Raw genomic sequence first — 13,421 nt, 5'->3', positions numbered from 1 at the left:
CTGAGGGCGCTTTTTTCTTAATTGGTGGGTCGTGCAGGATTCGAACCTGCGACCAATTGATTAAAAGTCAACTGCTCTACCAACTGAGCTAACGACCCGCTGGGGGCTTACAACCGTTCAACGCGCCAGGCGGCTGAGATAAGATGGTGGGTCGTGCAGGATTCGAACCTGCGACCAATTGATTAAAAGTCAACTGCTCTACCAACTGAGCTAACGACCCATCTTAGGTTGTGAAGCAATGCTGAAGTGTTCTTCTTAAAACTGCGCGGTAAAAGCGCGTCTGAGGAAGATGGTGGGTCGTGCAGGATTCGAACCTGCGACCAATTGATTAAAAGTCAACTGCTCTACCAACTGAGCTAACGACCCATCTTCAGGCTTACCAGACACTTTGCAATGTGTCCCGGCAACGGCGGCATATATTACTGATTTAGCGGGGTAGCGCAACTCTTATTTCTGCTAAATGCTTCAGTTGCTTACCTTTCATACGGCAAGACCAGAAATCACACGATATCTGGCCTGAACCGTACAGATTACAGACTGGTCAGACGTTTTTGCGCCTGCTTAGCAGATTCGGTGTCTGGATAAAGTTTGATCACCTGCTGGAAGACCGCTTTAGCTTTCGCTGTGTCTTTTTTCTCCTGCATGATGACGCCCACTTTCAACAACGCTTCTGCAGCTTTTGGCGACTTCGGATAGTTTTTCACTACCGTGGCGTAATAGTAAGCCGCGTCGTCCTTTTTGCCTTTGTTATAGTTCAGCTGTCCGAGCCAGTAATTGGCGTTCGGCTGATAGGTCGAATCCGGGTAACGTTTTACCCACGCCTGGAGCGCGCTGATCGCCTGATCATACTGTTTCTTCTCCAGAATCAGCGCCACAGCCGCATTGTAATCGCTGTTAGCGTCACCGGTCTGCGCAGGTGCGCTATCCGTTGATGCTGCCGCGCCTGCGGTTGCTGCTGCGCCGGTATCCGCTGCGGCATTACTGCCGGCTGCCTGCTGACCGCCGCTGGTGCTGGCGCTGCTCAGGCTGTCAATCTGCTGGTAAAGCTGCTTCTGCCGCTCAACCACCTGATTCAACTGATACGTGTTTTGCTGGATTTGCCCACGCAGCGCGTCGATATCACGCTGGTTATCGCTCATCTGCTGCTGCAATTGCTGCATCAGCTGTGCCTGGGCATTAGAAATTCTTTCAAGAGTGGTGACACGGTCTTCGACCGAGCCGGAGCCAACGCTACTGATTGACGCTTGGGCATTAGCGGCCCAGGGGGCCGCTACGCCAATCAGTAACGACAGACTCAACAGGTGATGTCTGAAGTTACTAACCATGTGATTCTCTTAGTAGACCAGAACGGCACGACGGTTTTTAGAATACGCTGCTTCGTCATGACCCAGAACGGCTGGCTTCTCTTTACCGTAAGATACGATAGACATCTGATCAGCCGACACGCCTTTACCCTGCAGGTACATTTTAACCGCGTTAGCACGACGTTCGCCCAGGGCGATGTTGTATTCCGGCGTACCGCGCTCATCCGCATGACCTTCGATGGTCACTTTGTATGACGGGTTGCTGCGCAGGAAGGTTGCATGCTGATCCAGCATCTGTGCGTAATCAGACTGAACGTCATACTTGTCCAGGCCGAAGTACACGATGTTGTTCTGCTGCAGCTGCTGCATCTGCAGACGAGCCTGCTCGTCAGAAGACATGTTGCCGCCGTTGCCGTTCATGCCAGAATTTGCACCGTAAGCGCCGCCATCAGCGCCCATGCCAGTCTGGTCATTGTTGTTGTTCTTGTGTGAGCTACAAGCCGCTACTGCCAGAACCGGCAGAGCCAGCATCAAACCCTTCAGCACTTTGTTCAGTTGCATTTCAAAATCCCATTATTGTTTATTGTTTGTGATGTCTGAACTGTCAGACATTACAGATACGGCGACCAGGCAGGAAATTTTACCTGTCCATCAGTTGCCGGAAGACGCGCTTTGAAACGGCCGTCGGTAGAAACCAACTGCAACACGGAACCCATACCCTGAGTAGAGCTGTAGATTACCATTGTGCCATTGGGTGCCAGGCTCGGCGTTTCATCCAGGAACGTGTCCGTTAACGTTTGAACGGCTCCCGTTTCCAGATCCTGTTTGGCGACGTGTTGAGCACCACCGTTGGTGCTAATCATCACCATTGACTTACCATCTGTTGCGACATCCGCATCCTGGTTCTGACCGCCTTCCCAGGTAATACGTTGTGGCGCGCCACCGTTAAGTCCGACTTTGTAGATTTGTGGAGCACCAGCCTGATCGGAGGTGTAAGCCAGCGTCTGGCTGTCCGGGAACCAGGTTGGTTCGGTGCTGTTATAGCGACCATCGGTAATCTGACGCGTCTGACCTGAGGCCAGATCCATCACATAGAGGTTCAGGCTGCCGGTTTTAGAGAGCGCGAACGCCAGCTTAGAGCCATCCGGCGAGAACGCTGGGGCACCGTTGTGACGTGGATAGGAGGCGATCTGACGGATAGCACCGTTCGACAGCGTCTGAACCACCAGCGCAGATTTGCCGCTTTCAAAGGTCACGTAAGCGACTTTGCTGCCATCCGGAGACCAGGCTGGCGACATCAGAGGCTGTGGTGAACGATGCACGACAAACTGGTTGTAACCATCGTAGTCAGCAACGCGCAGTTCATACGGGAACTGGCCGCCGTTGGTCTGCACCACATAGGCGATACGGGTACGGAAAGCGCCCTTGATGCCGGTCAGCTTCAGGAACGTTTCGTCACTGGCCGTATGAGCGGCATAACGCAGCCACTGCTTCGTCACTTTATAACTGTTTTGAGCCAGCACGGTACCGGGTGCACCGCCGGTGTCGACCAGCTGGTACGAAACCTGATAGCTGCCATCCGGGTTAGACGCGACCTGACCGACGACCACGGCATCAATGCCGAGTGCACTCCACGCGGCAGGCTGAACTTCCTGCGCGCTGGCAGGCTGCTGTGGCAGACGCGAGCGATCCAGTGGATTAAATTTGCCACTGTTGCGCAGGTCAGCTGCAACGATGCCGCCGATATCTTCCGGCGCTGCGCCAGCACCGGCCCATTTAAACGGCACCACGCCAATCGGGCGCGCAGTGTTGACACCCTGGGTGATCTCAATTCGAACTTCTGCATGCAGCATGGCTGCCCACAGCAGGATAAAAAAGCCTAACGTAACGCGAAGAGCTTGCTTCATTTTATCTCCCTTATCTGAACCTCAGTCCACGATAATTGGCACTGTTCCTGGAAACCACGAGTACAACTTAAGTACGGCACGCTAAACATAGATCAACTTGCCGCCCGTTACTGCATTATTGCGGTTTAAAACGCATTGGGGCGTTTTTAAACACTTCGTAGACCGCCTGCGAAGGCGGCTTCGGAATACGTGCCTGTTTTGCGGCAGCAATCGCGGCCTGACAGAGCGCGGGATCGCCACCCTCTGACTTAACATCAATCAACAAGCCATCAGGCGCAAGTTTAATCCGCAAATCACAGGTTTTTCCGCGATACAGATCCGCATCATAGAATCGGCTCTGAATCGCACTCACAACCTGACCCATGTAGGAGTTGATTTCCGCGCCTGATGCACCCGCTTTCTTCTGGTTTCCCTGCCCTGCTGCGCCGCCAGAGGTGCCGCTTTTCGGTGCATTTTTACCGGAAGCGAGTCCACCCAGCAAATCATCGACATCGCTGTCGTTGGCCGCATCGGCGGCGGCTTTCGCTTTAGCATCCGCTTTGGCCTTAGCGGCAGCATCGGCTTTGGCTTTCGCCGCGGCATCGGCTTTCGCTTTGGCGGCAGCTTCCGCCTTCTCTTTGGCGGCCTCTTTAGCCGCTTCCGCTTTCTCTTTTGCGGCTTCTGCGGCTTTCTCTTTCGCCGCCTCTGCGGCTTTTTCTTTGGCTTCAGCAGCTTTTTGTTTAGCCTCTTCAGCCGCTTTGGCTTTGGCATCCGCCGCCGCTTTCACTTTGGCTTCAGCTGCGGCTTTCGCATCTGCTTCAGATTTCGCCTTCGCTTCCGCAACGGCTTTCTCTTTTGCAGCAGCGGCAGCGGCGGCTTTCGCCTGCTGATCAGCCTGCTTCTTTGCTTCGGCTGCGGCCTGTTTCGCCTGCTCAGCCGCGGCTTTTGCCTGCGCATCTGCCTGAGCTTTTGCATCCGCTTTGGCTTTGGCAGCCGCCGCTTCCGCCGTTTTTTGCTGCTCCTGCGCCTGCTTAGCAGCGTCTTCGGCAGCCTTCTGCTGCTCAGCCTGCTGTTTTGCCTCTTCTTTCGCGGTTTCCTGCGCGGCTAAACGCTCTTTTTCCAGCGCTTTCAGACGCTGCTGTTCAGCAGCCTGTTTCTGTTGCAGCTCTTCAGCCTGCTGCTGCGCCTGCTTTTTACGCTGCTGCTCAGCCCGCTGGCTGTCACTTTGCTGGTTCTGCTGACGATTGTATTGACTCACGACGGCACCGGGATCGACCATCACTGCATCAATATCACTGCCTCCGCCACCCGCACTGCTGGCGTCAATGTGCTCATTAAACGAGCTCCAAATCAGCAGCGCGATCAGCACGATATGCAGAATCACCGAAATGATTATCGCGCGCTTTAACTTCTCGTTTTGCTCGGTTGCCTTCGACACACTCGGTTCCCAAAAAACGGTTCGATTTTAAATCGGCTGCGTCATCAAACCGACAGATTTAACACCCGCCTGGTGCAGCAGGTTGAGCGCTTTAATAATTTCATCGTAAGGCACCTCTTTCGCGCCCCCGATCAAAAAGACCGTCTTAGGATTCGCTTCCAGTCGACGCTGCGCTTCGCTGATTACCTGCTCTGGCGGAAGTTGATCCATACGATCGTGATCCACGACCAGGCTGTACTGACCCACGCCCGCCACTTCGACAATCACCGGCGGATTATCATCGCTGGCAACGGTTTTCGAATCGGTCGCATCAGGCAGATCCACTTCCACGCTCTGGGTAATAATGGGCGCCGTTGCCATGAAGATCAGCAACAGCACCAACAGGACGTCCAGTAGCGGAACGATGTTGATTTCCGACTTCAGGTCGCGGCGTTTGCGACCACGTACTCTGGCCATCATTAACCTCTATTTACTTAGCGCTATCGCTGGAGAAAGCCTGGCGATGCAGAATGGCAGTGAACTCTTCCATGAAGTTGTCGTAGCCCTGCTCCAGTTTGTTCACGCGCTGGTTCAGACGGTTGTACGCCATCACCGCCGGAATTGCGGCAAACAGACCGATAGCGGTCGCAATCAACGCTTCAGCGATACCCGGTGCAACCATCTGCAGGGTTGCCTGCTTCACGGCACCCAGTGCGATAAAGGCGTGCATGATCCCCCAGACGGTGCCGAACAGTCCGATATAAGGGCTGATAGAACCGACGGTGCCGAGGAATGGAATGTGGTTTTCCAGCGCTTCCAGCTCACGGTTCATCGAGATGCGCATCGCACGGCTCGCACCATCAATGACCGCTTCCGGCGCATGGCTGTTGGCGCGATGCAGGCGGGCGAACTCTTTAAAGCCGGAATAGAAAATCTGCTCCGAACCGCCCAGTTCTTCCCGGCGCTCCTGGCTCTCCTGATAGAGGCGCGAGAGTTCGATGCCGGACCAGAATTTGTCTTCAAACGCCTCCGCTTCTCTTCCCGCCGCATTCAGAATACGTGTGCGCTGAATAATGATGGCCCAGGAGGCAATAGAAAAGCCGATCAAAATCAACATGATAAGTTTGACCAGAAGGCTCGCCTTCAGGAACAAATCAAGAATGTTCATGTCAGTCACTGCTTGAACTCCGCGACAATAGACTTGGGAAGCGCAATCGGCTTCATTAGATGTGGGTTAATGCAGGCAATCAGGACTTCTGCCTCATTGAGCACTTTGCCTTCAGTATTCACGATACGCTGAGTGAACGTCATGGTAGCCCGTGTCATTGATGTGACCTCGCTCTGGATCTCCAGAAGGTCATCAAGACGCGCCGCCGCCAGATAGTCCACCGATATACGCCGTACCACAAAAGCGATCTGCTGTTCTAACAGCGTCTGCTGATTGAAATGGTGCTGTCGCAACATTTCAGTACGTGCTCGTTCATAAAAAGCGATATAGCTGGCGTGATAAACCACACCACCGGCATCAGTATCTTCGTAGTAGACCCGAACCGGCCAGCGAAACAGCGTTGTACTCACTCTACATCCCGGCCTCGTTTTAAACGTTGTTACTATACGCAAGAGAATTGGGGTTGGGAATGGCTCGTCAGAGCCAGGCGAAAATAATTATCGCTCCGTAACAAACGGAACGATTTCAGGGAGATTAATTGACCAGACGCTGACAAAAATTCACTGACAGCGCCGATGAGACGGGGTCTTAAAGATAAAAACGGTAAAGCGCAATAAATAGCACCAGCATGGCGGGTAACGGGGCAAACAGCGCCTGCCATCGGGTTTGCTGTGGCCGGAAGCCCACACCGTGGATCACCCCACTGCAGACCGCCCAGATCAGCACCAGCCCCTGCAGAGCCGGTAACTGGCCTGCCTGACTGGCAAAGCGTGTCGGATCCCACATCACGCCGCCTGCGGTCAGCAGCGCCAGCAGCAGTGAAAGGGCCCGTAACGGGCCCTTATCCATCAGATCATACAGCATCCGAATTAGCGTTCGCATCAGTGAGGCTCATCCTGCGCTTCAATGTGCTCAATCGCCAGCGCGGTCACGATACCAAAGGCACAGGCCAGCAACGTGCCGAGAATCCAGGCAAAATACCACATGCGACGTCTCCTTAATTAATAGAGTGAGTGACTGTTGCTTTCAATATGCTCTTTGGTGATACGACCAAACATCTTCCAGTAGCACCAGGTGGTGTAGGCCAGAATGATCGGCACAAAGATAGCGGCGGCAACGGTCATGGTTTGCAGCGTCAGCAGGCTGGACGTTGCGTCCCACATGGTCAGGCTCATACCCGGCACCGTGCTGGATGGCATGATGAACGGGAACATTGCAATGCCGGCTGTCATGATGACGCAGGCCAGCGTCAGTGAGGAGAACAGGAACGCCCAGGCGCCCTTCTCAACCCGCGAGCAGAGTATGGTCAGCAGCGGCAGCACAGCGCCCAGCAGCGGGAACAGCCACAGCACAGGGTGGTTCTGGAAGTTGACCATCCAGGCACCCGCTTCGCGCACCACGGTTTTGCCCAGTGGGTTAGAAGCAGCGAAGTGATCCATGGTGCTGGTCACCACATAACCATCGATACCATATTTCACCCAGACGCCCGCCAGGATAAAGCAGACCATCATCACCAGGGCGGCAAGTTGTGCTGCGGTGCGTGAACGCAGATGCAGTTCGCCGGTAGTGCGCATCTGCAGATAGGTTGCACCCTGCGCCAGAATCATCGCCACACTGACCACACCTGCCAGCAGACCAAACGGATTCAGCAGCTGGAAGAAGTTACCGGTATAGAACAGGCGCAGATACTCATCGGCATGGAACGGCACGCCCTGTAACAGGTTGCCAAACGCTACGCCGATCACCAGCGGCGGCACGAAGCTGCCAATGAAAATCCCCCAGTCCCAGGCACCGCGCCAGCGATTGTCTTCAATCTTCGAACGGTAATCGAAGCCAACCGGACGGAAGAACAGCGACGCGAGCACCAGAATCATCGCCACGTAGAAGCCAGAGAAGGCTGCCGCGTAAACCATCGGCCAGGCGGCAAACAGCGCGCCACCTGCGGTGATCAGCCAGACCTGGTTACCGTCCCAGTGTGGGGCGATACTGTTAATCATGATACGACGTTCAGTATCATTCCGGCCCAGAATGCGCGTCAGCATCCCGACACCCATATCAAAACCATCTGCGACGGCAAAGCCAATCAGCAGCACGCCAATCAACAGCCACCAGACAAAGCGCAGAACTTCATAATCAAACATGGTCGCTCTCCTTATCCCTGTACCGGCTGGGTGATTGCCGTGATCTGCTCATGATGATAACGCCCGGTTTTCAGGCTGCTCGGCCCAAGGCGGGCGAATTTGAACATCAGGTACATCTCAGCCACCAGGAACATTGTGTAGAGTCCGCAGATCAGGATCATTGAGAACAGCAGATCGCCAACGGTCAGGGAGGAGTTGGCCACCGCAGTCGGCAGCACTTCACCGATAGCCCAGGGCTGACGACCATACTCCGCCACAAACCAGCCTGATTCGATAGCGATCCACGGCAGCGGAATACCAAACAGCGCCGCTTTCAGTAACCAGCGATTTTTACCGATGCGGTTACGCAGTACGCTCCAGAACGCCAGCGCGATAATGCCCAGCAGCAGTACGCCACACAGCACCATGATGCGGAAGGCAAAATAGAGCGGAGCGACACGCGGGATAGAGTCCTGCGTCGCCTGTTTAATCTGCGCTTCGGTTGCATCAGCCACGTTGTCGGTATAACGCTTCAGCAGCAGACCGTAGCCGAGATCCTGTTTGTGACTGTTGAACGCGTCACGCACCACCGGATCCTGGCTGCCACCGCGCAGCTCATTCAGCAGGGCATAGGCTTTCATGCCGTTGCGGATGCGCACTTCATGCTGTGCCATCAGATCTTTCAGGCCGGTTACCGGCGTATCGGTAGATCGGGTGGCGATCAGGCCCAGCAGCCAGGGGATCTGTACTGCGTATCGGTTCTCCTGAGTGGCCTGATCGGGCAGGCCAAACAGGGTAAACGAGGCCGGTGCCGGCTGGGTTTCCCACTCCGCTTCGATAGCGGCCAGTTTGGTTTTCTGCACGTCCCCCATCTCGTAACCTGACTCATCGCCCAGAACGATGACTGACAGCACCGCCGCCATGCCAAAGCTGGCCGCGATAGCGAACGAGCGTTTAGCAAAGGCGAAGTCACGGCCTTTCAGCATGTACCAGGCGCTGATGCCCATAATAAACATCGCTCCGGTGGTGTAACCGGCTGCCACGGTGTGCACGAATTTCACCTGCGCGACCGGGTTCAGCACCAGCTCTGAGAAGCTGACCATCTCCATGCGCATGGTTTCGAAGTTGAACTCAGAGGCGATCGGGTTCTGCATCCAGCCGTTAGCCACCAGAATCCACAGCGCCGACATGTTTGAGCCCAGCGCCACCAGCCAGGTGACGGCGAGGTGCTGCACTTTGCCCAGGCGATCCCAGCCAAAAAAGAACAGGCCAACAAAGGTGGATTCCAGGAAGAACGCCATCAGACCTTCAATGGCGAGCGGCGCACCGAAGATATCGCCGACGTAGTGAGAGTAATATGACCAGTTAGTCCCGAACTGAAATTCCATGGTCAGGCCGGTGGCGACACCCAGCGCAAAGTTAATACCAAATAACTTGCCCCAGAACTTCGTCATATCTTTATAGATTTGTTTGCCGCTCAGGACATATACCGTTTCCATGATCGCCAGCAAAAACGCCATACCCAGCGTTAAAGGGACGAACAGAAAATGGTACATCGCCGTTAAGGCAAACTGTAACCGCGACAGCTCGACGATATCTAACATAAGGACTCCTTGCTCCTCGCTTTGTCTCCGTCACGCGCGCGAACAGATCGAACGCAATCAGAGTCAGCAACGACTGTTTATTGATTCCAGTTTTTTATTACCCGCAGAACAGGTCTGTGAGCTGCCCGAACAGGCGAGTAGCGAATGAAGCAGCTCAGAAAATTGTCAATCAGCGCTTTCGTTAACGCGTGCTTTAACAGGAGGAAAGCGGGTGTTATCCCGGGTTGAGCAGACGTTTGAAAATTTATGTAAAAGGCTGGATTGATGCAGCGCAATTTACGCCCTTAGCGTTGCGCTTTGCCAGAGATATAGTTGGATATAAGTCGCGATTAATTGATCTGGATTAACGCAATAAGTTTCCAGATAGGGTCAGGTAGGTTTCTTGTTAATGAGATGTCAGTAATGCAATAAAGCGCGAAGGAATAATTTACCTTTGACACTTTTCCTTAACGTGATGAGCCGCGGGCCGGTTATTTAACCGCGCACTCTTCACTTTAGCTTCCTGCGTTAGAGCTCTCATTTACAGGCATAAAAAAAGCCACCCGAAGGTGGCTTAGTCTCAGATGACGCTGACTTATTTAGCAGGTAATACGGCTTTAACTGCGTCACCGATATCCGCCAGGCTGCGGACGGTTTTCACGCCTGCCGCTTCCAGCGCAGCAAATTTCTCATCTGCTGTACCTTTACCACCGGCAATGATGGCGCCAGCATGGCCCATACGCTTGCCTTTTGGCGCGGTGACGCCAGCAATGTAGCCTACAACCGGCTTGGTCACGTGCTCTTTAATGAAGGCTGCAGCTTCTTCTTCTGCGCTACCGCCGATCTCACCGATCATCACGATAACTTCAGTCTGTGGATCATCCTGGAACATTTTCAGGATGTCGATGAAGTTAGAGCCTGGGATCGGGTCACCACCGATGCCAACGCAGGTTGACTGGCCGTAGCCGATATCCGTGGTCTGCTTAACCGCTTCATAGGTCAGGGTGCCTGAACGTGACACGATACCGACGCGGCCCGGCTGGTGAATGTGACCCGGCATGATGCCGATTTTACATTCGCCTGGGGTGATAACGCCTGGGCAGTTTGGACCGATCATCCGCACGCCTGCTTCATCCAGCTTCACTTTCACGGTCAGCATATCCAGGGTCGGGATGCCTTCGGTGATGGTGATGATCAGTTTGATGCCCGCGTCGATCGCTTCCAGGATGCCATCTTTACAGAAAGGAGCCGGAACGTAGATCACAGTGGCGGTCGCGCCTGTTGCTTCTACCGCTTCGCGAACGGTGTTGAACACCGGCAGGCCGAGATGGGTCGTGCCACCTTTGCCTGGCGTCACGCCGCCAACCAGTTGGGTGCCGTATGCCAGCGCCTGCTCAGAATGGAAAGTCCCCTGGCCACCGGTGAAACCCTGGCAAATGACTTTGGTGTTTTTGTCGATCAGAATGGACATTATTTACCCTCCGCGGCAGCAACAACACGCTGTGCGGCGTCTGTCAGGCTGGTTGCTGCAATGATGTTCAGACCGCTGTCCGCCAGTTTCTGGGCGCCCAGCTCGGCGTTGTTACCTTCCAGACGTACCACAACTGGCACGTTCACACCCACTTCAGCGACTGCGCCGATGATGCCGTCGGCAATCAGGTCGCAGCGTACGATGCCGCCGAAGATGTTAACGAATACGGCTTTAACCGCATCGTCAGACAGGATGATTTTGAAGGCTTCGGTCACGCGCTCTTTGGTTGCGCCGCCGCCGACATCAAGGAAGTTGGCCGGTTGACCGCCGTGGTGTTTAACGATGTCCATGGTGCCCATCGCCAGACCTGCGCCGTTAACCATACAACCGATGTTGCCTTCCAGCGCAACATAGTTCAGTTCCCACTGTGTCGCATGGGCTTCACGTGGATCTTCCTGGCTTGGATCGCGCATTTCGCGCAGCTCTGGCTGACGGAACAGGGCATTGCCATCGGCACCCAGTTTGCCATCCAGGCAGATCAGGTCGCCCTGTTTGGTGATCACCAGCGGGTTGATCTCAACCATCGCCAGATCGCGCTCCAGGAACAGTGTCGCCAGACCCATGAAGATCTTGGTGAACTGGCCAACCAGCTTGCCGGTCAGGCCAAGTTTGAACGCCAGTTCACGGCCCTGATAAGGCTGCGGGCCAGTCAGTGGATCCAGCGCCATTTTGTGGATCAGGTGCGGGGTCTCTTCCGCCACTTTTTCAATTTCCACGCCGCCTTCAGTGGAGGCCATGAAAATTACGCGACGCGTTGCGCGATCGACCACAGCGCCTAGATAGAGCTCCTGATCGATATCGGTCGCTGCTTCAACCAGAATCTGGTTTACCGGCTGGCCGTTTGCGTCTGTCTGATAGGTAACCAGGCGTTTGCCCAGCCAGTTTTCAGCAAAAGCGCGAATCTCTTCTTTGCTGTTAACCACTTTCACACCGCCCGCTTTACCGCGGCCACCGGCATGAACCTGACATTTAACTACCCACGGGCCTGCGCCAATTTTAGAGGCTGCTTCTTCCGCTTCACGTGGTGTAGTGCAGGCGTAACCCGTTGGTGCCGGCATGCCATACCGTGCAAACAGTTGTTTCGCCTGGTATTCGTGTAAGTTCATGATGTTCTATCCATTCAGGTCTGAAAAGAGTAATGAGGTTGGGCGCGCGGCAAGGCGCGCCCGGTGAAAATCAGACATCCAGCAGCAGGCGCGCCGGATCTTCCAGCATCTCTTTCACTGCAACCAGATAACCAACTGATTCACGGCCATCGATCAGACGGTGGTCGTAGGAGAGCGCCAGATACATCATCGGCAGCACCACAACCTGACCATTGACCGCCATCGGACGATCTTTGATGGCGTGCATGCCCAGGATGGCGCTCTGCGGTGGGTTGATGATCGGGGTGGACATCAGTGAACCAAAGACGCCGCCGTTGGTAATGGTAAAGTTACCGCCGGTCAGATCCTCAACTGTCAGTTTGCCGTCACGGCCTTTCACTGCCAGCTCTTTGATTTTCTTCTCGATGTCCGCCATGCTCAGCGCATCAACATCACGCAGGACCGGTGTAACCAGACCACGTGGCGTAGAGACCGCAATGCTGACGTCGAAGTAGTTGTGGTAAACCACATCTTCACCATCGATAGAAGCATTCACTTCCGGATAGCGTTTCAGCGCTTCAACAACCGCTTTGATGTAGAAGGACATAAAGCCCAGACGTACACCGTGACGCTTCTCGAAGGCCTCACCATACTGCTTACGCAGATCCATGATGGGCTTCATGTTGATTTCGTTGAAGGTGGTCAGCATCGCGGTGCTGTTCTTCGCTTCCAGCAGACGCTCGGCAACACGCTTACGCAGACGGGTCATCGGCACGCGTTTTTCGCTGCGGTTAGCCACTGGCTGCTGCGCGGCGGCCGCATCAGCAGCTGGCGCAGCGGCTTTGGCAGCCTGCGGTTTGTTGGCCAGATGTTTTTCAACATCTTCACGGGTCAGACGACCGCCAACACCGCTGCCTTTGATCTGTGAGGCATCAAGATTGTGCTCTGCAATCAGACGGCGGATAGCCGGGCTGAGCGCATCGTTGCTCTCTTCTTCCAGTGACGCAGTCTGACGCTGAGCCGGGGTAGACTCTTTGCTTTCAGACTTCGCGCTGCTCTCTTTACCGGCGCTGTTGCCCTCTTTCAGACGACCCAGGATCTGGCGGGAAGTGACGGTGGCGCCCTCTTCTTCCAGAACGGCTTCCAGGATACCGTCCGCAGAGGCTGGCACTTCCAGTACAACTTTGTCAGTTTCGATTTCGACCAGCACTTCATCGCGAGTGACTGCATCGCCTGGTTTTTTATGCCAGGTTGCCACAGAGGCATCGGCAACCGATTCAGGCAGGTCGGGAACGAGAATATCTACGCTACTCATTATCTTTCCTTT

At 54.7% G+C, this 13,421-nt stretch carries 14 protein-coding genes and 3 tRNA genes; all 17 read right to left on the bottom strand.

Going from position 1 to position 13,421, the window contains the following annotated elements; all coding sequences use genetic code 11:
* Positions 1 to 22: 22 nt before the first annotated feature.
* Positions 23 to 98 (bottom strand) — tRNA-Lys (locus AFL22_RS03590).
* Between the two features lie 46 nt (positions 99 to 144).
* A tRNA-Lys gene (locus AFL22_RS03585) sits at positions 145 to 220 on the bottom strand.
* Between the two features lie 70 nt (positions 221 to 290).
* A tRNA-Lys gene (locus tag AFL22_RS03580) sits at positions 291 to 366 on the bottom strand.
* Positions 367 to 530: 164 nt separating this feature from the next.
* The gene (cpoB, locus tag AFL22_RS03575; RefSeq protein WP_010260773.1) at positions 531 to 1,325 is read right to left on the bottom strand and encodes a cell division protein CpoB; all 795 of its coding nucleotides are present in this window, start codon (positions 1,323 to 1,325) and stop codon (positions 531 to 533) included.
* Between the two features lie 9 nt (positions 1,326 to 1,334).
* Complete coding sequence (gene pal / locus AFL22_RS03570) at positions 1,335 to 1,865, bottom strand: peptidoglycan-associated lipoprotein Pal (protein ID WP_010260771.1); 531 nt, start codon at positions 1,863 to 1,865, stop codon at positions 1,335 to 1,337.
* Positions 1,866 to 1,915: 50 nt separating this feature from the next.
* A complete protein-coding gene (tolB, locus tag AFL22_RS03565) occupies positions 1,916 to 3,211 on the bottom strand; it encodes a Tol-Pal system beta propeller repeat protein TolB (RefSeq protein WP_010260769.1) in 1,296 nt (431 codons plus the stop codon).
* Positions 3,212 to 3,326: 115 nt separating this feature from the next.
* Complete coding sequence (tolA, locus tag AFL22_RS03560; RefSeq protein ID WP_022626037.1) at positions 3,327 to 4,628, bottom strand: cell envelope integrity protein TolA; 1,302 nt, start codon at positions 4,626 to 4,628, stop codon at positions 3,327 to 3,329.
* 27 nt (positions 4,629 to 4,655) lie between these two features.
* Positions 4,656 to 5,084 carry a colicin uptake protein TolR gene (gene tolR / locus AFL22_RS03555; protein ID WP_010260764.1) on the bottom strand — a complete coding sequence of 143 codons (429 nt, stop codon included), beginning with the start codon at positions 5,082 to 5,084 and terminating at the stop codon, positions 4,656 to 4,658.
* A 13-nt stretch (positions 5,085 to 5,097) separates the two neighbouring features.
* Positions 5,098 to 5,784 carry a Tol-Pal system protein TolQ gene (gene tolQ / locus AFL22_RS03550; RefSeq protein ID WP_010260762.1) on the bottom strand — a complete coding sequence of 229 codons (687 nt, stop codon included), beginning with the start codon at positions 5,782 to 5,784 and terminating at the stop codon, positions 5,098 to 5,100.
* Positions 5,781 to 6,185, bottom strand: coding sequence for a tol-pal system-associated acyl-CoA thioesterase (gene ybgC, locus AFL22_RS03545; RefSeq protein ID WP_010260759.1), 405 nt, complete (start codon positions 6,183 to 6,185; stop codon positions 5,781 to 5,783). The genes tolQ and ybgC overlap by 4 nt, the downstream gene beginning before the upstream one ends.
* Before the next feature lie 178 nt (positions 6,186 to 6,363).
* Positions 6,364 to 6,657, bottom strand: a complete 294-nt coding sequence (ybgE, locus tag AFL22_RS03540; protein ID WP_010260756.1) for a cyd operon protein YbgE — start codon at positions 6,655 to 6,657, stop codon at positions 6,364 to 6,366.
* Positions 6,657 to 6,761, bottom strand: coding sequence for a cytochrome bd-I oxidase subunit CydX (gene cydX / locus AFL22_RS23085; RefSeq protein WP_010260755.1), 105 nt, complete (start codon positions 6,759 to 6,761; stop codon positions 6,657 to 6,659). The genes ybgE and cydX overlap by 1 nt, the downstream gene beginning before the upstream one ends.
* Before the next feature lie 15 nt (positions 6,762 to 6,776).
* On the bottom strand, positions 6,777 to 7,916 hold the full coding sequence (gene cydB, locus AFL22_RS03535) for a cytochrome d ubiquinol oxidase subunit II (RefSeq protein ID WP_022626041.1): 1,140 nt from the start codon (positions 7,914 to 7,916) through the stop codon (positions 6,777 to 6,779).
* Positions 7,917 to 7,927: 11 nt separating this feature from the next.
* Positions 7,928 to 9,499, bottom strand: coding sequence for a cytochrome ubiquinol oxidase subunit I (gene cydA / locus AFL22_RS03530; protein ID WP_031593672.1), 1,572 nt, complete (start codon positions 9,497 to 9,499; stop codon positions 7,928 to 7,930).
* 574 nt (positions 9,500 to 10,073) lie between these two features.
* On the bottom strand, positions 10,074 to 10,949 hold the full coding sequence (sucD, locus tag AFL22_RS03525) for a succinate--CoA ligase subunit alpha (RefSeq protein WP_010260744.1): 876 nt from the start codon (positions 10,947 to 10,949) through the stop codon (positions 10,074 to 10,076).
* Positions 10,949 to 12,115, bottom strand: a complete 1,167-nt coding sequence (gene sucC, locus AFL22_RS03520; protein WP_003853151.1) for an ADP-forming succinate--CoA ligase subunit beta — start codon at positions 12,113 to 12,115, stop codon at positions 10,949 to 10,951. Before sucC ends, sucD begins: the two co-directional genes overlap by 1 nt.
* A gap of 70 nt (positions 12,116 to 12,185) precedes the next feature.
* Positions 12,186 to 13,409, bottom strand: a complete 1,224-nt coding sequence (odhB, locus tag AFL22_RS03515; RefSeq protein ID WP_010260740.1) for a 2-oxoglutarate dehydrogenase complex dihydrolipoyllysine-residue succinyltransferase — start codon at positions 13,407 to 13,409, stop codon at positions 12,186 to 12,188.
* Positions 13,410 to 13,421 lie beyond the last annotated feature (12 nt).

The sequence above is a fragment of the Pantoea sp. CFSAN033090 genome (assembly GCF_001264395.1).
GTDB classification, from domain to species: Bacteria; Pseudomonadota; Gammaproteobacteria; order Enterobacterales; family Enterobacteriaceae; genus Pantoea; species Pantoea agglomerans.
The sequence above is the reverse complement of the archived record's forward strand: the minus strand, read 5'-3'. Positions and strand labels throughout refer to the sequence as shown.

Bases quoted from the DNA above. Each gene is read 5' to 3' on its own strand.
- odhB (WP_010260740.1), bottom strand. From the start codon at position 13,409: ATGAGTAGCGTAGATATTCTCGTTCCCGACCTGCCTGAATCGGTTGCC.
- cydB (WP_022626041.1), bottom strand. From the start codon at position 7,916: ATGTTTGATTATGAAGTTCTGCGCTTTGTCTGGTGGCTGTTGATTGGC.
- sucD (WP_010260744.1), bottom strand. From the start codon at position 10,949: ATGTCCATTCTGATCGACAAAAACACCAAAGTCATTTGCCAGGGTTTC.
- cydX (WP_010260755.1), bottom strand. From the start codon at position 6,761: ATGTGGTATTTTGCCTGGATTCTCGGCACGTTGCTGGCCTGTGCCTTT.
- sucC (WP_003853151.1), bottom strand. From the start codon at position 12,115: ATGAACTTACACGAATACCAGGCGAAACAACTGTTTGCACGGTATGGC.
- tolB (WP_010260769.1), bottom strand. From the start codon at position 3,211: ATGAAGCAAGCTCTTCGCGTTACGTTAGGCTTTTTTATCCTGCTGTGG.
- ybgE (WP_010260756.1), bottom strand. From the start codon at position 6,657: ATGCGAACGCTAATTCGGATGCTGTATGATCTGATGGATAAGGGCCCG.
- tolR (WP_010260764.1), bottom strand. From the start codon at position 5,084: ATGGCCAGAGTACGTGGTCGCAAACGCCGCGACCTGAAGTCGGAAATC.
- cpoB (WP_010260773.1), bottom strand. From the start codon at position 1,325: ATGGTTAGTAACTTCAGACATCACCTGTTGAGTCTGTCGTTACTGATT.
- cydA (WP_031593672.1), bottom strand. From the start codon at position 9,499: ATGTTAGATATCGTCGAGCTGTCGCGGTTACAGTTTGCCTTAACGGCG.
- pal (WP_010260771.1), bottom strand. From the start codon at position 1,865: ATGCAACTGAACAAAGTGCTGAAGGGTTTGATGCTGGCTCTGCCGGTT.